This window comes from Bacillus cereus group sp. MYBK101-2, from assembly GCF_051918845.1.
Classification (GTDB): Bacteria; Bacillota; Bacilli; order Bacillales; family Bacillaceae_G; genus Bacillus_A; species Bacillus_A paranthracis.
The window spans coordinates 71,319-95,663 of sequence record NZ_JBQAIE010000016.1 but is presented as its reverse complement, the minus strand read 5'-3'; the positions used below and the strand labels follow the sequence as shown (position 1 = coordinate 95,663).

Genomic DNA, 24,345 nt, shown 5'->3' with positions numbered 1-24,345 from the left:
ATTGCACTTGGAAATGCTTTTTTATGTGCACTATTTATTGATGGGTGAATATATGTATTATAGAAAATTTAAAGGAGAATTTTATGGAACGAAATACTTACATCGATTTCCTGGCTTATTACGGAATAGGGAGTGCTCATCCTGGTGGTTTTACGTTAACAAAACAACTGTTAGCACAACTTCCTTTTAGACATGGAGCGAATGTTCTTGAGATAGGTTGCGGCACGGGAAAAACCGCAGCATATATGGCAAAAAATTTTGGATATAAAGTAACAGCGGTGGAAAAGAATGAAATTATGATTCAAAAGGCGAAAGATAGATGGTCGTTTGAAGGATTAGATATACAATTAATTGAAGAAAATGTAGAGAATTTACCGTGTTTGAATAACTCATTTGAATTGGTACTCGGAGAATCGATACTTGCTTTTACAGAGAAAGAAAGGGTTATTTCGGAGTGCTATCGTGTACTACAGAAAGACGGTAAGCTTGTTGTCATTGAAATGATTATTGGTAGGCATATTGGTAAGGGTGAGGAAGAGAAAATCGCTCAATTATACGGGATGAAAGAGCTATTAACTGAGAGTGAGTGGGTACAATTATTTCAGAAAGCAAATTTTAAGCGGGTTACTATTGCTGGCGGTGGTACAATTGCAGAAACAATCACTGCTTATATAGAAGAGCCGGAATGGAATGTATCACAATTTATTCCGAATGAGTTATATGAGGCATGGGTGCAACATGAAAATATAAGGCTTATGTACCAACACATTTTAGGGCATCGTATTTTTATATGTGAAAAATGAAGAAAAAGAGTTGGCTAAAAATAGTCAACTCTTTACTTATATTAAATGAAAAATAATGCAGCTAATGTAATTCCGAAGATAAAACCAAATCCGAGTTCAACACCCCAGCCGCAACCGCCGCCCCAGCCACAACCGCCGCCATCACAATTACCACAACCTCGACCACCACAACCGCAACCACTGAATCCACCGCCGCAACCGAATCCACAGCTGTCACATCTACTAAGGCCACCGCAAAGGTCACAGCCACCGTTTGCATATGCGTCATAGTATCCGAATCCTGTATCAAAAGATGAATGCTGTTGCATGGGCTCAATCCATACGGAATCTTTTGTCACATCGATTATTTTACCTAAATGAATACGACCATCAATGTCTTCAATTCGAACAACTTTACCGAAATAACGTCGGCACGTATCATAACATTTTTGTCTATGCATGTTTCTTCTCCTTCCGCATTACAGTAATACGATATGTAAAGGGGACAAGTGCGGCTTGTACGAATGCCCTATCTATCATAATTGTTATAGGAAAGGGGAAATATAGGAAGAGGATATATAAGGAGGAAAAAGCATGAAATCGACAGATCAGTTTCAGACATACGAAGTACCGTGGGAAGAGTTTATTAAAGCGTTGAGAGAGGAAATGAAGAAGCAAGTAGGGGCAGATATTATTGATACAGTCGTTTGCAATTTAGAAGATGGTTTTGAGGTGTATACATATGTGCAGGGGGACTTGGATTTTGAGTATAAGGAAACGCTGGAAAGGAAATACGGGAGCGATGCCAAAACTCCTAACGTGTTAACAATTATGTTATTAGCTAGCATTTATCGTACAAGTGAAGAGAATATACGCTTACATGCGGATCATAAAGATAATCCAATTGTTGAAGTGTATGTGAAGCAATAAAACACGCTGTGAAGGCGTGTTTTTTATTTATATGATAAAATGTTAGAAAATTAAGAAAGATGGTGATGGTTTGAAAATTAAACATCTTAATTTAACAGTTGCAGATGTAGTAGCTGCGAGAGAGTTTTTAGAAAAGTATTTTGGCTTAACTTGTAGCGGAACAAAGGGAAATGGCTTTGCAGTTATGCGTGATAATGATGGATTTATACTAACTTTAATGAAAGGAAACGAAGTTCAGTATCCAAAAACATTTCATGTAGGATTTCCGCAAGAAAGTGAAGAACAAGTAAATAAGATAAATCAAAGATTGAAGGAAGATGGATTTTTGGTTGAGGCTCCTAAACGTGCACATGCGTATACGTTTTACGTTGAAGCACCTGGTGGATTTACAATAGAAGTGATGTGTTAAGTCAAAAATCAAACTTTTTGCTATGTGTTTTTAAAATAAAAAGTAGGAAAAGTCTGTTTTAAGTGTAGAGCTTAAACAGGCTTTTTTACTTATAGTATCGGATAGAAAACGCTAGAAGGAATCATATTCAGCTTTTATAACTGTTTACATAATAAAGTTATGCTGTGTTCGTTGTCCTAAAATACAAGTCATATATCTTGTATCCTCTCATAAATTTAAACATAGGAATTTGTCTACAAAGGTGGCGAAGCCTCATCATGAAAATTCGAATTTGTGCCACATTCATGTTGTTTCTATTTATATGGTTACATCCTTTTTGGACTTTTGCAAAAGGAGAGGAGGCAAAGGAAAGGGTCGTTTCACTTGTATATGATGATTCGGGCAGCATGAGAAATAACGATCGCTGGAAATATGCCAATTATGCTTTGCAAAGTTTAGTTGCGCTATTAGATGAAAAAGATAAATTTTCTTACGTTCCAATGAGCAAGCCGAATGATCCATTAAACATTTCGTTAACGAAGGATAAGAGACAAACGGAAATTGAGGGAATTGGAGCGTGGAAAACGTATTTAAATACTCCGTTTAGCGCAGTAGAAACGGCGATGCAATCTATAAAAAAGGAAGCAGATATAGATGGGAAACGTGAATTTTGGCTTATTGTCTTAACTGACGGGGCATTTAATGATTTAGAGAAAGATAAGATTGGCGGAAAAGAACAAATTACACAAAAGTTAGCACAGTTTAAGAAAGAAATGGATGCAAAAAAGATATCGTTACATCCAATTTTAATTACGATGGAAGAGGATTTAGGACAGCAAGAAAAGGCACAACTAAATACGTTTAAAGAAATATGGAAAAAAGAGATAAATGGAGTTACGATGCCATCTAGTGGAGAGGATGGTATTGTAAAAAGCGTCAATCAAGTGGCGGCATTAGTTGCAAATCGTGATCCGTTCTCCTCTGTTGAATCGATTGTGAAAACGAAAGTGGTAGGAAAGAAAGTAGAGATTACAACACCATTTCCGTTAAAACGTATGACGCTTGTGCGACAATCGCCTTCTTTGTCTAATTATCAGGTCACACAAATTTCTAAACCATTACAATTACAATCTTCTTTTTCCATACATGCACCAGGTGAAGCGAAATTGTTCGGAAATATAGTTCATATCAGTACGGAAAATGAAGAAGTTATTAAACCAGGAACGTATACGATAGAAGTGGATCGAGATATTGAGAAAGAAGGGTTACAAGTACTAGTCGAACCGGCGCTTAATTATACTGTTTCTACTTATGACAAAGAGGATAAGGATAGAAAAAATGTTGAGGAAATGTATGAAGGTGTGACAGCTGTTATTGAAGCAAAACCTACTGAGTTGCCAGTTCAGTCTTCTTACTTTCAGGCAGAAGTAGAAATAGGCGGAAAGCAATATGCGATGAAGTGGGACGATAAAAGACATGTATTTTATTACGAAACGAAGCTTACTAAAGGATTAGTACGCGGGAAAGTTCATATGAACATAAAAGGATTTTACAGACAGACGAAAGAATTTAAAATCGAAACAACGAAAAAGCCTGAATTATCTCTTCGAACTGTCACGAAAGATTATGAAGAAAAAGTAACGAATTTAGAGAGTAGTAAACCATTTATTATACAACCACAGTTAGATGATAAGCCGATGACAGAAGAGGCTGTAAAAAAACTATTAAAATCTACTGGTGTCACATCTAAACAATCCATCAACTATGAAATAAAACAACATGGTAATCAAATTTATATTTATCCTCGACCTCATTACTCCGACACGTTCAATTTTACAGATACCGGCACCGTAGAAGCTACCATCGTAGTGCAGGATTCAAAGTTACAAGAAGTAAAGAAAAACATAAAACTCCACATTCAAGATGCACCGTTTTATGAAAAGTATGCGCTTATTTTTAAGTTTGTTATTCCTATCACTTTATTACTGTTAATAGTAGGAATAATCGTTTTAGGATGGATTGTCCGTCCGAGATTTCACCGTAAAGCACTATTGTATTACGAATGGGATCAAGAGGTAGCGAAAGATTGGTTATATCAATCTGAGCCAGAATTACTGAAAAATAAATGGTGGAAGCATTATTTTGGTATTCCGTTTAGGGCAGAAAGAAAGACTGTGCAATCCGTTACGTTTATAGCGAAGAAAGGATCAAAATCGATATTTGTAGCGAAAGAGTCACAAGTAGTAGGAATGATTATTGATGGGATGTTTATAACAGAGGATGAGGTTGGAATGGAACATAAGACACTATATCCAAATGAACTTTTAGTAATTGATAGAGGATATGGTAAGGAGATTTACAAATACGAGTGTGAATAGTAGGTGGGGAGAAGAGGAGAATGTTATCTTTCCCTCCTCTTTTCAAACAAGCAAGAATAGGAAGGTGGTTCACATGACGTTACAAGTTCCAACGATATTAATTGGTTTAGGTGGAATCGGTAGTACTGTGACACATCAAATATATGAAAGACTGCCTGAGGAGCGTCGAAAAAAGGTAGCAATGCACGTATTTGATACAGACGTGAATACATTGAGTAAATTTGATCATATTCGAAAGTTTAAGACGCAAACGAGTTCGAGCAAAACGCCTAGGGAGTATATTGCAGGAGATCCAACGATTCCAGAATGGTTTCCGATGGACCCGACTATACTTGATAAACCACTGACAGAAGGGGCAGGACAGTTACGCGTTATTTCCCGTTTAGCGTTACGTGCTGCGATGAAAGAAGATAAACTCACGTCCTTTTGGCAAGAAATTGAGAAGATTTTTCCAGTTACGAGCGATCAAACAGAATATGGAGTGCGTGTCATTATCGTAACATCACTAGCGGGCGGAACAGGTTCAGGAATGTTTCTACAAATTGCATTATATTTACGTGAAATGCTTCGGAAAAAACTGCAACATCACAACATTTTAATACGTGGTGCGTTTCTAATGCCGGATGTGTTAGTGAAGACGAGAACAGTTAGTGCGAAAGAGTTTGAAACGGTGCAAGCAAACGGCTATGCCTCGTTAAAAGAATTACATGCCATTACGCTCGGTTCTACAGGAGAACTATCCAAACGCGGCGGGGTTACGATTGAATTAGAGTATCGACCGGATCAAGTAGATGAGGATGGGAGAACAAATCACACGATTAAACAACACCATTTACCGTACAATTATTGTTTTTTATACGATTACGAAAATTTACATGGACACCATCTGCATAATTTATCAGATTATATGGAGCAAATGGCAAATACGATTTATTTACAATTATTTAGTCCGATGTCTGCAAATCATTTTGCACAGGAAGATAATCAAATTCAGCAATTAGCAGAATCAAGCGGGAAAGGGCGATATTGCGGGGCCGGAACGGCAAAGATTATTTATCCATATGAGCATGTGTTAAAATATTGTGCTTTAAAATGGGCCGTGCAAGGTTTAGATGAATCGTGGCTTCATTTAGATCAATTGTTTCAAGAGAAGAAGCATAGATATGACCAAGATGTAAAACGTGGTATGCAGCGTGAAAAGCCAGAGCGCGGGAAAAGTTATTTAGAAGATTTAGAACATCTTGCTACTCGTCCAGAGCAGGCTCATATTTTTTATAGACAAATGTACAATGAAACGCGTGAAGGAGCAGAAGGTGGCAAGGTTGGTGTTGCGAAATCTAAACTGTTTTTAGAAGCTGTAGAAAGTTATGTACAGCGTACGGTACAAAAAGACGAGGAATTAAATCGTCTGCAGCATGAGTGTAAAATTTCGGCTGCCAAGCTGAAAATGACGGAACAAATGAAAGGTGAAGTAGCAAGGGTCGATCATGCGGTTCGTTTATATGCGTATGCGATTCCGAGCCGTGTACATGAACATGTAACGACACTTTTATATGACATGATTGAATCAGACCGTTTTTCACCGAGTGGTTCTGAAGGCCAGTCATATCAATTAAATACATGGTTTTTAAAGAAAACAGATCCAGTTCATCCAGTAGCAGCTCGTTTTATGTTGTATGAAATTCGAAAGCAGTTAGTGGAAAAAATGAATCGACTACATGAAAATAATGAACAAAAGCGTAATTTAATTCAAAATTACGATAAGAAATTTAATGTGAGTAACATTGATGGAACGGTAACAGCTGTACGTCGAGTAGAAATTGCGCAGCAACAAGGCTGGTTTGGAAAAATGATTAATAACCAGCAGCGTTTATTTAAAAAGGAATTTGAAGATATTGTAACGCAGTACGTACACAAATTAAACGAATACCGTAAAGAAATGCTATTAGAACTCGTGTATCAATCGCTATATCAAGCAGTTAATAAAATGATTCAATATTGGGAAAGGTTTTTTGATAATTTACATGAAACACGTGAAAATTTATTGTTCGAAATTCAAAAACGAAGCAAGGAATTTGAAGGAAAAACAAACCCAACGAATGTATACGTATTAGCTGAAGAGAAGTTGCAAGAAAAGATATGGCAAGATATGCAACAACATTTAAATTTAGGTGTATTACCGAAAGATATATCAGCAGAAATTTATATGAGCTTATACGGGGAATATTGCCGGGATGCGAAAACAGAAGAAATTCAATCGAAAAAGGTAGAAGACTTTTATCGTGAGCACATACTAAACTATTGTTACGATGAATTACAAATACGCTATCGCGATAAATTAGAGCTGAACATCGTTGAAGCATTACGAAAAGAAGCGGATTATAAGAATCGTGATCGTGATGAATATGTTCGTGAAAAAATTGAAGACTTGTTCCATTTAGCAAGTCCATTCGTGCCGAAAGTTTCTCATCATAGGGAATTACAATATTGGGGCATACATCCATCTTTAAAGAAAGAACTGCAAGAGGAATTAATGCAAGAAATGTTTAAAGAAAAAGATACAGTAAATGAAGCTTTCTCGCCATTTGAAGTCATTTGTTATCGTGCACATTACGGTTTATCACTACAAGACTTTCCTAAGCTTTCGTCTGGACATATTGCAAATGGATTTATGAATGATAAAGGTGATTATTTTCAGTCGTACTATCGCCGTGTAAACAAGTTGAATAGTAAAAAATCTAGTTTAACACCGCATTTAGATAAGTATTGGCACTTACCAGCATTCATGCCAGACTTAAATGCAACGCAAACGAAGTTAGATTATGATAAATGTAATCGAGCTCTTCTATACGCGTATATGTATCGCTGGATTAGTTTAGTTGCTGTTGATGGTCAATTCGTGTATCAATATAACGGCGTTGGACGTAGTTTCTTAATTCAGTCGATGGGGAAAAATATTTCAAGCGAAAGTTACAAATTGCATAGAGCGTTGCTTCATAATCCGTTCATTTATGAAAATATCTTATCCAGATTTGAAGAAGAACAAGAAAAGGCGATGATACAAGGTGGACATTTATATACACATCCATTTGTATTAGGTGCGCAAGATATTAGATGGCTTCGTAAAGAGCATGTCCATAATATTTTAGATATGATTTTAATGTATGACCGTGAAGCAAAGTATGACCCAACGTTAGAAGAAACTTCTGATGAATTATTAAGGTTATTCCTTGATGAAATTGAGTTATATTTCCAAAACTATTACGGTACAGGTGCCGATATGGTTGCAAAGAAAGAGAAAGAAATGTTTATTAAACAATTGTGGGATCGTTCGTACGCGAAAGGTTATGTAGATCCAAATAGTGCTCCTTATAAAAAGTGGCAAAATTTATTAAGCGTTCATGATGAAGAGGAAACGCCAAAAACGAATGTATAATGAATGAATAGGGAATCCTTAAAAGTGGCAATACAACTTTAGAAAAGAGGGATTCCGATGCCGTTTTTAGGAAGTGTATATCAAATATTTGGATTGTATCCAGAAATTTATTATGGAATGATTTCAGCTGAGCTTGCGGAGCAGCAAAGATTGGAAGAAGTGGAAAACGAAGAACCGGAAACAGAAGCGTAACTATACAGGAATTTTCAAAATAAAAATGAAAACACGCTACTTGTTCTTTAAACGTATAAGAACAAGTAGCGTGTTTTGCTATTTAATAATCCCATTTTCTAAAATTTTAATCGTAGGTGCTACTTTTACGTTAGCTTTTGAAAAGGCACTCGGCCAATCGTCGGCAACTTTTTTCCATTCTTTATATTGAAACGCTCTCGCATAATCACCAAATCCGAATGGATCAAGCTGATGTTTTTGAATGTTGTGGATTAAATCGTTCAAATCTTTGTTTAGTTGTTTTGTAATAAGAGAAGTTAATTTCTTTCTATCTGTATCTATATCCATATTAAATGTAAGTTCAGATACGGCAATTTTAAAATCCATTTTAACATTAAATTTGAAATGTTTATCGCTATAGTCTGTATGGATATCATGATTCATGCTAAGAACATTTATTGTTACGAAATCACCGCCATCGGTATCTTTTAAATCACTATTACTTTCAACTGAAGTAGAAGGGATTTTCAATGTAAGCGAAACCGGTGTATTCGCTTTCTTTTGTAACAAAAGAAGAAGGGCGCTTTCATAACGATTTAATGACATTTTATAAATTCCGCGAGAAGTTAATAGCGCGGAACCGGTAACGATAACATCTTTTTTACCTTTTTTTATTTCTGAAATAGCAGGTGTTATACCTTTATTAAAAGTTTGCCTATGAAATTCATGGAATGTCGTAAAAACGGTCCGATTGTACAGTTTGTTCGTATTAATTAAATCTGTTAAATACTCGGGAAGGGCAGGCTTATCTTTAAAGTTATTATATATAACTGAAGAAATTGGACCGTCTACTGCAACCATACGCATGTTTCCAGTGTTTTTAGGATCACGATACCAAACATCAAGGTAAGGCATAGCCCCTTCTTGTTTTAAAAAATTTGTGCTAAATAAAATGAGCTGTAACTTTTCTGTAGATACTAAACCGCCACTTGAACTATTAAACGTTGCTTTTGCTTCTCGAGGTGTACGTACTTTCGCTTCATGTGTTTCGTACTTTTTTTCTACGTCTTCGTTAAAAATAGGGTTTACGTGGTACACAATTAATTTTCCTTTTGCTTTTGCGTCAAAGCCGTAAATTAATGAAATGGATTGTTTTTCTAAGTCTAGCCGATCTCCACAGCCTGTTAAAAAGGTTATGAGAAAGTAAAGTATAGTGAAATGAATAAAGCGTCTCATTTAAATTTTTCTCCTTTTCCAATGCTGATAAAGTGTCATGTATAAGAGAAATACGACTGGGAATAGAAAAACGATAAAATAACTGGCAGTTCCCCAAAATTCTCGCAACGCACTTATTTGGTAAGAGGAAGGGATATAAAAGAATAAGACAACAATACACCCGAATAATAAAAACCAAATAGGTAAGGAACTCCCTTTTTTGTTAAGTAATTGATTGATTCCATCTGAAGCAGTAAAAATGTAAGGAATGCAAGAATCAAAAATAATGAAGAGATAAAAAGATAAAAAAATAATTTCAAACCGTTCAAGAAATGAAAAGTGAAATGGTGTAACAAGAGAAAGAGTGGGCCATAAAAACTTTGTTATTCCGTCTGGACTAAAATAAACGAAAGAAACGAACGTGACTTGTAGGTAAACAAATAACGTAATCATATTTGCAATAACGATTCCTTTTTTTGCAGCTGATTTGTTAGTTAGATAGGGATAAAGGACGAATGCAAACTCGAATCCGAGAAACGCAATGATAGTTGATTTCACTGTGGTTACAACTGGTATCCATCCTTCCTTTAGAAAGGGAAGAAGATATATCCAATGACCATCTTTAAGAGGAATAAACAATAGTAATGGCATCCAAAGGGTAAAAATCACAGTGAAAACGGCAAAGCGACTAATAATAAGTACACCTTTACATGCAAGCATAAGCATTGGAATAGAAAGCAAAATCATAATTAAAAACATAGGAGATCTAGGTAAAATCCAAATGTGAATAACATACAGGAGGGAAAAAACTAAGGAAACTGCTGCAAGTACAGCATATAAAATCCAAAAAATCATTCCTATTCTTCCTAGCCACTTTCCAAGATAACGAGTCAGCACATCAAGTAAAGTATATCCAGGATGCTTTTCCATAATTTTTACAATACATAAACTGACTAAAGTAGTGATAGCGCATCCGATAATAATAGACATCCAGCCATCTGTATTCGCACCTTGTGCAACTTCACGTGGCAGTGTAAGGACACCGAATCCTACTTGAACACCACTAATTGTTAAAATGTATTGAAATAAACTAATCTCCCTCTTTGCACGCTTTGTCACTTCTCTTCCTCCGTTCCTTCTATATCGCGTTGTCGATTCTCTTGTTTTAAGTTAAGGGATAGTGGGCGCTTCTTCATTATTTTCCATGGTAAACGTATAAGAATATCTTTTAAATCCGAAGCAAATAACGGAGAAAAAGGACTACCATAAGGAACACCGAGAGATTCCATAGAAAGTATATGAATAATAATGATTGCCATCCCAACCATAATACCAATGACACCAAATAAAGAGGCAATGATCATCATTGGGAAGCGAAGAAGTCGAATTCCTGCAGACATTTCTAGGTTAGGGATGATGAAAGAAGCGACTGCAGTAATAGATACGACGATAACCATGACATTACTTACTATTCCTGCTTGAACTGCAGCTTGTCCGATGACAATCCCTCCTACGACGCCAATCGTTTGTCCAACGGGACCAGGAAGCCGAACTGCAGCTTCGCGTAGCATTTCAAGTACTAATTCCATCAAAAGTGCTTCTAATATAGGAGGAAAAGGAATTTTAGCTCGAGATTCTCCAATTGTTAACAATAATTTAAGTGGAATCACTTCATAATGAAAGGAAATCATAGCAATATAAAGAGCAGGAGCAAAAATTGCAATAAATAATCCAGTGAAACGAAGTAATCGTATAAAAGATGGAATCATTGGCCTGAAGCTGTAATCATCTATCGTCTGAAAAAAAGCTGAAAAGGTCATGGGTCCAATTAATACGCCTGGTGAACGATCTACAACAACAGCAATTCGCCCATCTAGAATATGATGTGCTGTTGTGTCAGGGCGTTCAGTTATTGATAATTGCGGAAAGAGAGTAAAGGAATTATCTTCAACAAACCCCTCTAATTCACCAGTAGTAAGAATCGCATCCACTTTTACTGATTCGATACGGGATGCCATTTCTTTTACGACATCTTCGTCCGCAACATCTGCTAGATAAAGCAAAAAAACCTTTGAAGTAGCTCGTTCACCAACAGTGAATTTCTTCACTTTCAATTCGCGATTTGGAATATATCGACGAATAAGTGCAAGGCTGTCGCTCGCTACTTCATTAAATCCTTCGTGTGAGCTTTTTATGGAGCTCTCTGTTGTAGGCTCTTCAATGCTCCTTTTTGGTGCCGCTTGCGTATCAAGCTCTAAAGCGGATAATTGTCCGTTTATAAATAAAATACTTTTGCCGTGTAAAAGAGATTGTTCAATGTCTGTCCACTGCTCAATCTTTTTAATATTTCCGATAAAAACAGAGGCTTCCCAAAAATCGTCTTCATTCCACTCTTTAAATAAGAGAGGACGAAGGATGTTTACGTTAATAACAGTTTTGTCTACAAGTCCTTCCATATATATAAGTGCAGCTTCCTGTCCGTTTTTTAATGGAAAATTGCGTGTTATTAATTCTGGAATACCGCTAAACAGTTTGGACAAGTGCTTTAAATTAAGGGAAAGGGAAGAAGAAATAGATTTATTTAATGTGTGATCAGCTTGCTCTTGGGTAGAAAAAGATTTTTCACCACGAATCCATTTATTAAAAGACCCCATTTGTTTGCTTACTCCTTGTTATGTTTTATCCTGATTGGTGAGGGTTGATTAAAGTTTCACTTTATATGGGTTATTATGGATAGTTCCATAAGGACATATGCGTAGTTTAAATTTTATATTGTATATTTTTAACTTTAACGCTATAATTATAGTGTTAAAGATGGAATCGTGATATGACCTGTTATGACTCTATCGTTTTATTTATGAATAAATGGATTGGTATTTTAGCAAGATGTGCTAATAAACTACTCCACCATGATAATAACGTGCCGAAATGTGGTGCGTATATTTTCGTGGTGGAGTTTTTTTATTCTCAAAAAGGGGGAAAGGCCATGAATAACAACATGGTTCATATTACAATTGACGGAAAAAAGTATACAGCGGAGCCCGGTTCAACGATATTGGGTGTTATAAATGAGAACGGGATTGAACATCCGCAAATTTGTTACGTGCCAGAAGTAGATCCTATTCAAACGTGTGACACTTGTATTGTAGAAGTTGACGGAAAGTTAATGCGCTCTTGTTCGACAGTAGCGACAGAAGGTATGAACATTGAACGTAACTCTACTCGTGCGAAAGAAGCACAAACAGAGGCGATGGATCGGTTATTAGAAAATCATTTATTATACTGTACAGTATGTGACAACAACAATGGGAACTGTAAACTGCATAATACAGCAGAATTAATGGAAATTGAACATCAAAAATATCCTTATGAACCGAAAGTAGATGTAAGTGAAGTTGATATGACGCATCCGTTTTATCGTTATGACCCGAATCAATGTATTGCATGTGGTCAATGTGTAGAGGTGTGTCAAAACTTACAAGTAAATGAAACATTATCGATAGACTGGGAAGCGGAACGCCCACGAGTGATTTGGGATGAAGGAGTAAATATTAATGATTCTTCATGCGTTAGTTGTGGTCAATGTGTAACCATTTGTCCTTGTAACGCTTTAATGGAGAAAACGATGCTCGGTGAAGCTGGATTTATGACGGGACTAAAGCCAGATATTCTTGAACCGATGGTAGATTTAATTAAAGAAGTAGAGCCTGGATATAGCGGTATTTTTGCGGTATCAGAAGTGGAAGCGGCCATGCGTGATACTCGTACGAAGAAAACGAAAACAGTATGTACATTTTGTGGTGTAGGTTGTTCATTTGAAGTGTGGACGAAAGGACGTAAAATTCTTAAAGTACAACCTTCTTCTGATGCGCCAGTTAACGCAATTTCTACTTGTGTCAAAGGAAAATTTGGTTGGGACTTCGTAAATTCTAAAGAACGAATTACGAAACCTTTAATTCGTAAAAATGGAACGTTTGTTGAATCTACATGGGAAGAAGCGTTGAATGTAGTTGCAAGTAAATTAGGATCGATTAAAGAAGAGTACGGTAAAGATGCTATCGGTTTTATTTCTTCATCTAAAATTACGAATGAAGATAATTATGTGATTCAAAAATTAGCTCGACAAGTATTTGAAACGAATAATATTGATAACTGCTCACGTTATTGTCAATCACCAGCGACAGACGGATTATTCCGTACAATTGGTATGGGCGGAGATGCTGGAACGATTAAAGATATTGCACAATCTGGTCTTGTTATTATTGTAGGTTGTAATCCGACAGAAGGTCATCCTGTTTTAGCTACACGTATTAAACGTGCACATAAATTACACGGACAAAAATTAATTGTAGCTGATCTTCGTAAAACAGAAATGGCAGAGCGTTCAGATGTCTTTATTAGTCCAAAACAAGGAACAGATCAAGTATGGTTAATGGCTGTTACGAAATATATGATTGATCAAGACTGGCACAATCAACAATTTATTGATGAGAATGTAAATTTCTTTGAAGATTTCAAAGAGAGCCTTGCAGAATATACACTTGAATATGCAGAAAAAATGACTGGTATTTCAAAAGAAACACTGATTCAAATGGCTGAAATGATTCGTGATGCAGATGGTACATGTATCCTTTGGGGAATGGGTGTAACGCAAAATACAGGTGGATCTGATACTTCCGCTGCGATTTCAAACTTACTACTTGCAACAGGTAATTATCGTCGTCCAGGCGCTGGTGCATATCCGCTTCGAGGTCATAATAACGTACAAGGTGCTTGTGATATGGGTACTTTACCAGGATGGCTTCCTGGATATCAACACGTTACGAACGATATAGAACGTGCGAAATTTGAAATGGCTTATGGAGTGAAAATTAATAGCGAACCAGGTCTGAATAATATTGAAATGCTTCACGCGATTGACGAAGGGAAAATGAAAGCTATGTATCTTGTCGGAGAAGACATGGCTCTTGTAGACTCTAATGCGAATCATGTACATGAAGTATTATCAAGCCTTGATTTCTTCGTTGTGCAAGATGTTTTCTTATCTAAAACGGCTCAATATGCAGATGTTGTATTACCAGCAGCGCCATCTCTTGAAAAAGAAGGTACTTTCACAAATACAGAGCGTCGTGTTCAAAGACTATATCAAGTTCTTCCTACGCTTGGAGATGCGAAGCCAGACTGGTGGATTGTGCAGGAAGTTGCGAATAAATTAGGTGCAAACTGGAGTTATAGTCATCCAAGTGAAATTTTTGCTGAAATGGCAAGTTTATCACCACTATTTTCACAAGCAAACTATGAAGTATTGGAAGAATGGAATAGTTTCCATTGGGGAAGTTTTGATGGAACGAATACACCGCTTCTTTTCCAAGATGGATTTAACTTCCCGGATAAAAAAGCTCGTTTTGCGATTGCTGACTGGGTGCGCCCAGCTGAATTCCCAGCTGAGTTCGACCTTCATATTAACAATGGTCGTATGCTTGAGCACTTCCATGAAGGGAATATGACAAATAAATCAACAGGTATTCAAACGAAAGTGCCTGGCGTTTTCGTTGAAGTTTCTCCAGCACTTGCAAAAGAACGTGGAGTAAAAACTGGTTCATTAGTCCGTCTTGTCTCTCCGTTTGGAGCGCTAAAATTACGTGCACTTGTAACAGATCGTGTAAAAGCGAATGAGTTATATTTACCGATGAACTCTACAGATAATGAAACAGCAATTAATTTCTTAACAGGTCCTGCCGTTGATACGCGTACGAACACACCTGCTTATAAACAGACGAAAGTGCGTATGGAAGTGCTGGAAGTTGATGGCGAAAATCCGATGCCAAAAGCGAACCCGCGTAATAAAAAACGTCATCCTCAATCTGGTATTGAGGTACATCGTAAGTGGGCACGTCCAGGGTATGTGCATTTAACGGATAAGTAGGAGGAGAAAAATATGGCTGCACCTATAAAAATGATTCAAAAACAAGAATTAACTGAGGAAGAAGTAAAACAGCAAAAATTAGATGATTTAAAAGAGCTTCTAGCTAATAATGAAGACGCTCTAAATCAAATGTTTAATATAGTAGGGGAATTGAATGATATTGGCATGTTAGAAGCAGCAAATTCTATGCTAAAGGCGAAAGAACCAATCGCAAAGATTGTTCTTGGTCAAGTGACTCGTGAGCCCGTTACAAATTTAATTAATAATATGATGGGGGCTGCGGGTGCTTTAACAGAACTTGATCCGGAGCTTACGAAAAAGCTTATAGGTAGCTTATTAGTAGGGCTAGAAAAAGGCAATGAACATCTAGAGAGTAATAAAAAAGTAGGGGTATTCGATCTTATGAAAGTATTGAAAGACCCAGATATTAACCGTGCTATCGGGTTTGGGCTTCATTTCTTAAAAGGTATGGGAAAAGGATTACAAGAAGAATAAACTTCATGAAGTGAACCTTTTCGCCCAAATGTTTGTACGAAATAGTTTGGGCGGAAGGCTCATTTTGGTAAAATATATAATAAAGTAAAATGAGGTTTTTTTGGGAGGTATAATTGTATGTCAAAAAAAGTACATGAGTTTAATGATATGATTCGAAAACTTCGAAAGGAACTTTTCGGAAAAGGGCCAGAACGAATTCATACTGTTTTCGCTGAAAATATGGCGATTGCGACTCTTTACGGAAACTTAACACCTACTGAAAAATTCATTTCAAGTACGATGGACGGTGCGGAAATGGTTCATATGGCTAGAACGAAAATGATTCAAGAAGTGTATGCTGCAAATTCCCGTGAACATTTGGAGGAACTTGTTGGAGCGAAATTAGTGAATTTGTTTTCAGATATGAAAGTAGAAGAAGATATTGCAGTTTCGGTATTTGTTTTTGATAAAAATATAACGTGAGAGAAGGATACTGATCGTGAAACCGATACAGGTAGAAAGAGAAATCTTTCGTTATGAACAAGGGGCGTTTAAACATATAGAGGACAGCATTGTAACAGAGTTTCCAGTCACGATTAAAATGAACGGACAGGAGTTTGTTACAATGGTTAGTACTCCAGAATATATAGAAGATATGGTAATAGGCTTCTTAGCATCTGAAGGAATCATTCGGAAGTATGAAGATATTGATGACATATGGGTACAAGAGAAAGAAGGATTTGTACATGTCACGACGGCAAAAGTAAATCCGTATTACGAACAAATGCAAAATAAACGTTATATTACTTCATGCTGTGGTATGAGTAGACAAGGGTTTGTTTTTGCAAATGATGCACTAAGTGCAAAGAAAATGAATGGCGTCCATGTACAGGTTACTGCAGAAGACTGTTTTCGATTAATGAAAGAAATGCAGCAATCTGCGGAGACATTTCGTCATACAGGGGGCGTTCATAATGCATCTTTGTGCAATGTGAATGGTATTCTTTTAAGTCGAATGGATATCGGAAGGCATAATGCGTTAGATAAAATTTACGGTTATTGTTTAAAAAATAATATTTCTATAAGAGATAAAATCATTGTTTTTAGCGGTCGTATTTCTTCGGAAATATTATTGAAAGTTGCAAAAATTGGTTGTGAAATTATACTGTCAAAATCAGCTCCAACTGAGTTGGCTTTACAGCTAGCTGAAGAATTAGGTATTACTACGATAGGATTTATTCGGAATGAATCCTTAAATGTATATACGCATCCGGAGCGTGTTTTAAATATAAAATAAGTAAAAGCGAGGCAATAAATATGAAATCTGTCACATTAGACAAACTACAACGTCCGTTAAAGGATTTACGTATTTCAGTTACTGATCGCTGTAATTTTCGCTGTCGATATTGTATGCCAGAAGAAATATTTGGTCCTGATTACTCGTTTTTGTCTAATGATAAAATTTTATCTTTTGATGAAATTGAAAGGATAACGCGTATTTTCGTTTCTTTAGGTGTTAGAAAATTACGGATTACAGGCGGAGAACCTTTACTTCGAAGAGGTCTTCCGCAGCTTATCGAGCGCCTGAATAAAATAGATGGTGTGGAGGATATCGGTTTAACAACTAATGGATCGTTACTTAAAAAGTTTGCTCCTGATTTATATAAGGCGGGTTTATCACGTGTGACAGTTAGTTTAGATTCCTTAGAAGAAGAGCGGTTTTTCTATTTGAATGGTAATAGAAGCAAAGTACAAAGGGTTCTGGAAGGAATACAAGCTGCAGCTGAAGTCGGTATGAAAATTAAAATAAACATGGTCGTTCAAAAGGGGAAAAACGAACAGGATATCTTGCAGATGGCGCAATACTTTAAGGAAAATAAACATATTCTTCGTTTTATTGAGTATATGGACGTTGGAAATTATAACGGTTGGGATTTAAAAGAGGTTGTCTCTAAACAAGAAATAGTAGATACGATTCATCAAGTTATGCCATTAGAACGAATAGAAGCGAATTATGCAGGAGAGGTTGCGACTCGCTATCGTTATATTGGAAGTGATGAAGAAATAGGTGTTATTTCATCAGTAACAGACTCCTTCTGCTCCTCATGTACGAGAGCTCGTATTTCTGCAGAAGGAAAATTATATACTTGTTTGTTCGCTTCTAAAGGAAATGATTTGAGAGAACTGCTTCGATCAGAATACACTGACGAGGAAATAACAGATGTCGTACGCGATATATGGAACAAACGAGAAGATCGTTATTCAGATGAACGCTTAAGTCATACAAGTAAAAAAAGAGCACCTAAAATTGAAATGTCACATATTGGTGGTTGATATATATAAGTGACAATATGATGAAGTATATACAAAATGGAAGATGTGCAACGGTTGTAGATTTTCTATTTTATAGTAAAAGTGATGGTTGATCTCTCTGTAAAAGATGTGCAGAGAAATTAAGCAGCATTCAAAAACCTTTATTTTGAGGAGGTTTTTTGAAGCTGCTTTTTTATTTGGAGAAAATGGAGGAATTGGTAATGGCATTTCATAAACCGGAACAAATTGCTGAGCTTGTTATTGAGGCCGGTGTTCAAAAAGTAAGTCAGACCTTGCCAGCAATGCTTATTCTCGGTTTTTTAGGAGGAGCGTTTATTTCGCTAGGTTTTTTACTTAACATTCGCGTTTTAGGTAATTTGCCTGAGCGCTGGGGGAGTTTAGTAAATGTTTTAGGAGGAGCGGTTTTTCCTGTTGGACTCATGCTCGTTGTATTAGCGGGAGGAGAATTAATTACCGGAAATATGATGTCACTGTCTATGGCGCTATATGCAAAGAAAATTACATTGGTTAGTGTGCTAAATAACTGGATTTGGATTACTTTCATGAATTTTGTAGGAGCTATTTTCGTAGCGTATTGTTTCGGTCATCTTGGCGGATTAACAGAAGGGGATTATTTAAATAAAACAGTAGCGATAGCGGAAGGCAAGTTACACGAATCATTTGGGAGAACTTTAATTTTAGCAATTGGGTGTAATTGGCTCGTTTGTTTGGCGCTTTGGCTCGCTTATGGGACGAGTGATTTTGTCGGAAAAATAATCGGAATTTGGATTCCAATAATGGCATTTGTAGTGATTGGATTTCAGCAAGTGGTAGCAAATATGTTTGTCATCTCAGCAGTTATTTTTGCAGGTCATCTCACATGGATGGATCTTGCTAAAAATTTTGTTCCTGTCTTTATCGGAAATGTAATTGGCGGAGCTGGTTTTGTTGGATTTGCGTACTTTGCTTGTTATCAAAAACAACATTCTAATATGAAATAGAGTTTGTGAGAGGAAGGGTATGTAATGGCTGAGCGGTATTCACGACAACATTTGTTTAAACCAATTGGGAGTAGAGGGCAAGAAAAAATTCGAAATAAACATGTGTTAATTGTAGGAGTAGGCGCATTAGGAAGTGCAAGTGCCGAAAGTTTCGTACGTGCAGGTATTGGTAAGTTGACGATCATAGATCGTGATTACGTTGAATGGAGTAATTTACAAAGGCAACAATTGTACTCTGAACAAGATGCAAGAGAGAAATTGCCAAAAGCAATCGCTGCTAAAAATCGGCTAGAAAAACTTAATTCGGAAGTACAAATACATGCTTTCGTAATGGATGCGTGTGTAGAAAACTTGGAAGGGCTATTAGAAAATGTCGATGTAATCGTTGATGCAACAGATAATTTCGATATCCGATTTATAATAAATGACTTATCACAAAAACATAATATCCCGTGGGTATATGGTTCTTGCGTTGGCTCGTACGGTATGAGTTGTACAATTATTCCGCAAGAGACACCGTGTTTACATTGTGTGCTGAAGAACGTTCCAGTTACAGGTGTGACGTGTGATACAGCTGGAATTATTAGCCCGACTGTACAAATCGTCGCAGCATATCAAGTGGCGGAAGCACTCAAAATTTTAGTAGAAGATTTTGCAGCAATTAGAAAAACATTTTTCATATTTGATATATGGAGTAATCAAAACCATTTTATAAAACTAGGGAAAATCAAGACAGACAATTGCTCTTCATGCGGTTTGAATCGCATTTATCCTTATTTATTATACGAAAATCAAACGAAGGTAGCTGCTTTATGCGGAAGAAATACAGTTCAAATTAGACCAGTAGACAATAGAAAATACAATTTTGATGATATAGAAAAAGTATTAAAAAAAGTGGGGGAAGTAGATCGGAATCCGTATTTACTATCTTGCCAATTAGATGAGTACCGCATCGTTGTTTTTCGGGATGGTCGTGTTTTTATTCATGGCACAAATGATATTTCGAAAGCGAAACAACTATATTATCGCGTATTCGGCTAATAGAAAGGGTTGTCAACAATGGAAAGAAGAGTACCAATCACAGTTGAAGAGGCTGTTCGTAAAGTGATGGGATTTGCTCATAACGGCTTAAAGGAGCTACTACCTATTGAATTAGCTTACGGACGTGTATTAGCGGAGGATTTAGTAGCTGACCATGACGTACCTTCATTCAATCGTTCCCCGTATGACGGATTTGCTATTAGAGCAGAAGATACGAATTTAGCAAGTTATGAAACGCCAATTGTATTTGAAGTAGTGGGTGAAATTGGTGCAGGATCGCTATTCGATGAGAAAGTAGGTCCGTTTCAAGCAGTTCGAATTATGACGGGAGCACAGATTCCGAGTGGATGTGATGCGGTTGTTATGCTAGAGCTGACTCGTCAATATGAGGAGGCTGGCAGTAAGTATATGGAATTGAAACGGTCATTCAAAACGGGCGATAATATTTCTTTTCAAGGTGAAGATGCTCGTAAAGGAACGGTTCTTGCAAAGAAAGGAACATACATTAATCCAGGTATTTCAGCTCTTCTTGCTACGTTTGGGTATAGCGAGGTGCCAGTTGCGAGAAAGCCTGTAGTTGGACTATTAGCGACTGGCAGTGAATTACTGGATGTAAACAATTCATTACAGCCAGGGAAAATCCGAAATAGTAATACGTATATGATATTGTCTCAAATCCGAAGAGCAGGCGGAAGAGTAAAATATTTTGGGAAGTTTAGCGATGATTTTTATACATGTTTCACAGCTGTAAAAGAAGCATTAAGCCAAGTAGATATGCTCATTACAACAGGTGGTGTATCAGTAGGGGATTACGATTATTTGCCAGCTATATATGAAAAATTAGGCGCATCAGTTCTTTTCAATAAAGTTGCAATGAGGCCAGGAAGTGTTACGACTGTAGCGCAATTAAATGGCAAGTTATTATTCGGTTTATCAGGAAATCCATCTGCTTGTTACGTAGGATTTGAATTGTTTGTAAGACCTTGTATTCGAACGTATATGTTTAGTGAAAAAGCATATGTAAAAAGAGAAAAAGCGTTATTAGGAGAAGACTTTTTAAAGCCAAATCCATTTACAAGATTTGTACGAGGAAAACTAACATATAACGAAGGGCAGTTAATCGCTTATCCGTCAGGGTTTGATAAATCTAGCTCAGTTTCTTCCCTAGCAGAGACAAATATATTTATTGTACTTCCAGGTGGTACGAGAGGGTATAAAAAAGATATGTTCGTAGATGTTCTCTTGTTGGAAGATAACGAAGGTAGTGAATGGCCTTGGACATTTTATAAAGTGAGAGGTGATTCTAATGGGACAAGTGCTATTTGAAATTGTAGATATACCGATTGTAGTTGAAGAAGTAACAAATAAGGTTGCAAGAAGAGACGCAGGTGCGATTACAACTTTTATTGGTACAGTGAGAGAATTAACAAAAGGAAAACGAACGCTACATTTAGAGTATGAAGCATATAAACCGATGGCAGTAAAGCAACTTATGAGAATTGGTGAAGAAATTAGTGAAAGATGGCCGGATGCAAAAGTAGCAATTACTCACCGAGTAGGCCGGCTAGAAATAATGGATATTGCGGTAGTCATTGCAGTTTCATCACCGCATCGTAAAGTAGCTTATGAAGCGAATGAATACGCAATTGAACGTATAAAGCGAATCGTCCCAATATGGAAAAAAGAATTTTGGGAAGATGGGACGATGTGGATTGGCGATCAACTTGAAAATACACCATATCCAGCAGGAAAACCGAAGAAGGAAGAATGAGAAAATGATTACAATTTTACTGTTTGCAAATTTGCGTGAGGAAGTCGGATTAGATCGATTCGTAATTTCCGAAAAACAAGAAATGACAGTGCAGCAATTAAAAGAATGGCTCAAAGCAAACTATAGTTTACAATCGCTTGATAGAGTGATGGTGGCTGTTAATGAAGAGTTTGTAACGAATGACGAGATGATACAAGCTGGAGATATCGTCGCATTTATCCCGCCTGTTAGTGGTGGATAATAAGTGTTTCTCGCAATGACAAGAAGATGTTGTATATAAAGTGAAACTTTAATCAGTGGGGGGGGCTTCATCCCCCACTGATTATTAGTTAAAGTCGGATAAATTAGAATACGAGAAGGGATGAGTTCTATGCTTACTCAAGCACAAATAATGAATGCGTTAAAACATGTAGAGGATCCAGAATTACACAAAAGTATTGTAGAGTTAAACATGGTTAGAAATATACAAATGAATGGAACAGAGGTTAAACTTGAAGTAGTGCTAACGATTCAAGGTTGTCCGTTAAAAGCAAAAATTCAACAAGATGTGGAAGAGTCTCTGCATGCAATAGGTGCATCTAAAGTAGATTTGACGTTTGGTTCTATGACACAAGAAGAACGAGCTGCGCTAACAGAAAAGTTAAAGAAAAATAGTAGAACAGAAACTGGTATGCCGAGCATGCTTCGTCCTGATTCAGGAGTACGATTTATTACTGTAACGAGCGGAAAAGGTGGAGTCGGAAAATCAACTGTAACAATTAATCTTGCAACAGCTTTAGCTCGTATGGGCAAAAAAGTGGGGATATTAGATGCAGATATATATGGTTTTAGCATTCCAGCTATGATGGAAACGAATCAAAAACCAACGATGATTGATCAAACAGCAATTCCAGTTATTAGTCACGGTGTTAAAATCATGTCGATGGGATTTTTTACAGAAGGAAATAATCCGGTTATGTGGCGCGGACCGATGTTAAATAAATGGATTCAAAATTTCCTTGCGAATACGCACTGGGGAGAATTAGATTATTTACTTCTTGATTTACCACCTGGTACAGGAGATGTTGCTATTGATGTTGCAGCAATGATTCCGCAGGCGAAAGAAATTATTGTTACAACACCACATAATGTAGCTTCATTCGTAGCATCTAGAGTAGGCGTAATGGCAAAACATACGAAACACGAGATTTTAGGTATTGTGGAAAACATGGCTTATTATGAAGAACAAGATGGATCGAAAAATTATCTGTTTGGAAAAGGCGGCGGGGAAATGTTAGCAGAACAATTGCAAACAGAAGTAATCGCACAAGTACCTTTTGCAAAACGTGAAGAAAATAGCGGTTCATCTGTATATGATGAAGATTCTCTTGTTGGAGAAGTGTTTACATCGTTAGCAGAAGATATTATTTATAAAGGATAGAGGAGGAATTTTTTATGGCGTGTAATATCGATCATTCTATTGAAGATGTAATGAATAAGCTTGAGAGCCAAAAGAGTTTTTTACCGGAAGTGATTTTTAAAGAGGTAAAGGGATTTTTGCAAGGTAATCATTCACAGGAAATATTAAATGATGTCTTTCATCTTCTAAAAAAGTATGACTTAGTTAGTGAAGAAGAAGAAAGAGAGGCGAGAAATACTCAATTATTGCTGATTATAAAATAAATACACTTTGGCTTTTGTTTTGCAACAGGAGGGGTAAATGTAATGAATATGAAAAAGATGATTGAAATGATAGAAGCAACAAAAGTGACTAAAGAAGAATTATCGATTTCTACTTTACATCAAGAGCTTGTGAAGTTATATAGTGAAAAAAATGTTGCTCATTATACGGAGCTATTAAAGTATATTTTATCCTTATCCGTGCAGCTTGATTTACATTTCGTATTGAAATATTTTGGTGTGCGACCGGTTGTTGCTATAGACGAGCGTATGCAATTTCAAGAGATATTTAAATGTTTAGCTAATAAGGATGATAATGGGGAATGGTTTTTAAATTTCGTTTCTTTATATGTAGGGCTAATTGTAGTTCTTCACTTTGATGAAAAAGTGATTGAGAGAAGTTTTTTCGATGCTATGGTAGTGGGTGAAGGGAATGAAATATAAGGATCTTGCCCATAACATCTTTCTATTTAATAGCTATAATTAGTCTTTTGATTGGCTATGTAAATATGAAGGTAACGAATTAATAAAAAGTGTTCTTCAGTTGTTTCCATCGTTTTTTCATGTTACCATTAAGCGAATTTTTCATAGGGAGAGAAAGCGATGAAATGGATTTATTTTATTATGATTAACGTTATAGCTTTTAGCCTTATGGGGCTTGATAAACGAAAAGCGAAGAAGAAGCAGTGGAGAACGCCAGAAAGTACGTTGTTTTTATCAGCAGCAGCTGGGGGAGCAGTTGGAGCTTGGATTGGTATGTATATGTTTCATCATAAAACTCATAAAAAGAAATTTGTTTTCGGCATACCGTTACTTGTTGTAATAACGGTATGTTTATTATTCGTTGCATGAGAAATGTC

The 24,345-nt window shown here is 36.6% G+C and carries 24 protein-coding genes; 20 read left to right on the top strand and 4 right to left on the bottom strand.

The features are described from left to right. Window positions 1–83 precede the first annotated feature (83 nt). Window positions 84–803: a class I SAM-dependent methyltransferase gene (locus tag ACTFSI_RS23390; RefSeq protein WP_000440859.1), complete on the top strand. Its 720-nt coding sequence runs from the start codon at window positions 84–86 to the stop codon at window positions 801–803. A 41-nt stretch (window positions 804–844) separates the two neighbouring features. On the opposite strand, the gene ACTFSI_RS23385 is transcribed toward ACTFSI_RS23390, so the two are convergent. Further along, on the bottom strand, window positions 845–1,243 hold the full coding sequence (locus ACTFSI_RS23385) for a hypothetical protein (protein WP_000554981.1): 399 nt from the start codon (window positions 1,241–1,243) through the stop codon (window positions 845–847). 133 nt (window positions 1,244–1,376) lie between these two features. On the opposite strand from ACTFSI_RS23385, the gene ACTFSI_RS23380 reads away from it, so the two are divergent. The 5 genes from ACTFSI_RS23380 to ACTFSI_RS23360 all read left to right on the top strand — a co-directional run bounded on the left by ACTFSI_RS23380 (window position 1,377) and on the right by ACTFSI_RS23360 (window position 8,106). Next, window positions 1,377–1,712, top strand: a complete 336-nt coding sequence (locus ACTFSI_RS23380) for a hypothetical protein (RefSeq protein WP_044793382.1) — start codon at window positions 1,377–1,379, stop codon at window positions 1,710–1,712. Between the two features lie 70 nt (window positions 1,713–1,782). Beyond that, the gene (locus ACTFSI_RS23375; protein WP_138321349.1) at window positions 1,783–2,121 is read left to right on the top strand and encodes a VOC family protein; all 339 of its coding nucleotides are present in this window, start codon (window positions 1,783–1,785) and stop codon (window positions 2,119–2,121) included. Between the two features lie 257 nt (window positions 2,122–2,378). Further along, window positions 2,379–4,478, top strand: a complete 2,100-nt coding sequence (locus ACTFSI_RS23370) for a vWA domain-containing protein (protein ID WP_000702086.1) — start codon at window positions 2,379–2,381, stop codon at window positions 4,476–4,478. Window positions 4,479–4,551: 73 nt separating this feature from the next. After that, a complete protein-coding gene (locus ACTFSI_RS23365; protein WP_000175140.1) occupies window positions 4,552–7,914 on the top strand; it encodes a tubulin-like doman-containing protein in 3,363 nt (1,120 codons plus the stop codon). Between the two features lie 57 nt (window positions 7,915–7,971). Beyond that, window positions 7,972–8,106, top strand: a complete 135-nt coding sequence (locus tag ACTFSI_RS23360) for a hypothetical protein (RefSeq protein ID WP_001116175.1) — start codon at window positions 7,972–7,974, stop codon at window positions 8,104–8,106. Between the two features lie 78 nt (window positions 8,107–8,184). Here the strand turns inward: ACTFSI_RS23360 and gerSC are convergent, their stop codons facing one another. The 3 genes from gerSC to ACTFSI_RS23345 are packed head-to-tail and all read right to left on the bottom strand — an operon-like array spanning window position 8,185 to window position 11,954. Then, window positions 8,185–9,321: a spore germination protein GerSC gene (gerSC, locus tag ACTFSI_RS23355; RefSeq protein WP_440045679.1), complete on the bottom strand. Its 1,137-nt coding sequence runs from the start codon at window positions 9,319–9,321 to the stop codon at window positions 8,185–8,187. Further along, the gene (locus ACTFSI_RS23350) at window positions 9,322–10,419 is read right to left on the bottom strand and encodes an endospore germination permease (RefSeq protein WP_440045678.1); all 1,098 of its coding nucleotides are present in this window, start codon (window positions 10,417–10,419) and stop codon (window positions 9,322–9,324) included. Beyond that, window positions 10,416–11,954, bottom strand: coding sequence for a spore germination protein (locus tag ACTFSI_RS23345; RefSeq protein ID WP_440045677.1), 1,539 nt, complete (start codon window positions 11,952–11,954; stop codon window positions 10,416–10,418). The genes ACTFSI_RS23350 and ACTFSI_RS23345 overlap by 4 nt, the downstream gene beginning before the upstream one ends. Window positions 11,955–12,286: 332 nt before the next feature. Between ACTFSI_RS23345 and fdhF the strand changes: the two genes are divergently transcribed. The 14 genes from fdhF (at window position 12,287) to ACTFSI_RS23275 (ending at window position 24,337) form a co-directional block, all read left to right on the top strand. Further along, window positions 12,287–15,226, top strand: a complete 2,940-nt coding sequence (gene fdhF, locus ACTFSI_RS23340; RefSeq protein WP_440045676.1) for a formate dehydrogenase subunit alpha — start codon at window positions 12,287–12,289, stop codon at window positions 15,224–15,226. A 12-nt stretch (window positions 15,227–15,238) separates the two neighbouring features. Then, entirely contained in the window at window positions 15,239–15,721 is a 483-nt protein-coding gene (locus tag ACTFSI_RS23335) for a DUF1641 domain-containing protein (RefSeq protein WP_044793370.1), read from the top strand. 117 nt (window positions 15,722–15,838) lie between these two features. Then, on the top strand, window positions 15,839–16,183 hold the full coding sequence (locus ACTFSI_RS23330) for a DUF2294 domain-containing protein (RefSeq protein WP_000039582.1): 345 nt from the start codon (window positions 15,839–15,841) through the stop codon (window positions 16,181–16,183). A 16-nt stretch (window positions 16,184–16,199) separates the two neighbouring features. Next, window positions 16,200–16,997: a formate dehydrogenase accessory sulfurtransferase FdhD gene (gene fdhD / locus ACTFSI_RS23325; RefSeq protein ID WP_277616654.1), complete on the top strand. Its 798-nt coding sequence runs from the start codon at window positions 16,200–16,202 to the stop codon at window positions 16,995–16,997. Window positions 16,998–17,017: 20 nt separating this feature from the next. Beyond that, window positions 17,018–18,034 carry a GTP 3',8-cyclase MoaA gene (gene moaA, locus ACTFSI_RS23320; protein WP_440045675.1) on the top strand — a complete coding sequence of 339 codons (1,017 nt, stop codon included), beginning with the start codon at window positions 17,018–17,020 and terminating at the stop codon, window positions 18,032–18,034. A 200-nt stretch (window positions 18,035–18,234) separates the two neighbouring features. Then, a complete protein-coding gene (locus tag ACTFSI_RS23315; protein WP_000864003.1) occupies window positions 18,235–19,014 on the top strand; it encodes a formate/nitrite transporter family protein in 780 nt (259 codons plus the stop codon). Window positions 19,015–19,038: 24 nt separating this feature from the next. Then, window positions 19,039–20,055, top strand: coding sequence for a molybdopterin-synthase adenylyltransferase MoeB (locus ACTFSI_RS23310; protein WP_139896347.1), 1,017 nt, complete (start codon window positions 19,039–19,041; stop codon window positions 20,053–20,055). Between the two features lie 18 nt (window positions 20,056–20,073). After that, window positions 20,074–21,381: a molybdopterin molybdotransferase MoeA gene (gene moeA, locus ACTFSI_RS23305; RefSeq protein ID WP_440045674.1), complete on the top strand. Its 1,308-nt coding sequence runs from the start codon at window positions 20,074–20,076 to the stop codon at window positions 21,379–21,381. Then, on the top strand, window positions 21,362–21,826 hold the full coding sequence (gene moaE / locus ACTFSI_RS23300; protein WP_000531873.1) for a molybdopterin synthase catalytic subunit MoaE: 465 nt from the start codon (window positions 21,362–21,364) through the stop codon (window positions 21,824–21,826). Before moeA ends, moaE begins: the two co-directional genes overlap by 20 nt. Window positions 21,827–21,830: 4 nt before the next feature. Beyond that, window positions 21,831–22,067, top strand: coding sequence for a molybdopterin converting factor subunit 1 (gene moaD, locus ACTFSI_RS23295; protein WP_000628476.1), 237 nt, complete (start codon window positions 21,831–21,833; stop codon window positions 22,065–22,067). 129 nt (window positions 22,068–22,196) lie between these two features. After that, entirely contained in the window at window positions 22,197–23,246 is a 1,050-nt protein-coding gene (locus ACTFSI_RS23290) for a P-loop NTPase (RefSeq protein WP_000957438.1), read from the top strand. A 14-nt stretch (window positions 23,247–23,260) separates the two neighbouring features. Continuing rightward, window positions 23,261–23,488, top strand: a complete 228-nt coding sequence (locus ACTFSI_RS23285) for a hypothetical protein (RefSeq protein ID WP_440045673.1) — start codon at window positions 23,261–23,263, stop codon at window positions 23,486–23,488. 42 nt (window positions 23,489–23,530) lie between these two features. Beyond that, window positions 23,531–23,929, top strand: a complete 399-nt coding sequence (locus ACTFSI_RS23280) for a hypothetical protein (protein ID WP_001056279.1) — start codon at window positions 23,531–23,533, stop codon at window positions 23,927–23,929. Window positions 23,930–24,088: 159 nt separating this feature from the next. Continuing rightward, window positions 24,089–24,337, top strand: coding sequence for a DUF1294 domain-containing protein (locus ACTFSI_RS23275; RefSeq protein ID WP_000871341.1), 249 nt, complete (start codon window positions 24,089–24,091; stop codon window positions 24,335–24,337). The last annotated feature ends 8 nt before the right edge of the window (window positions 24,338–24,345 follow it).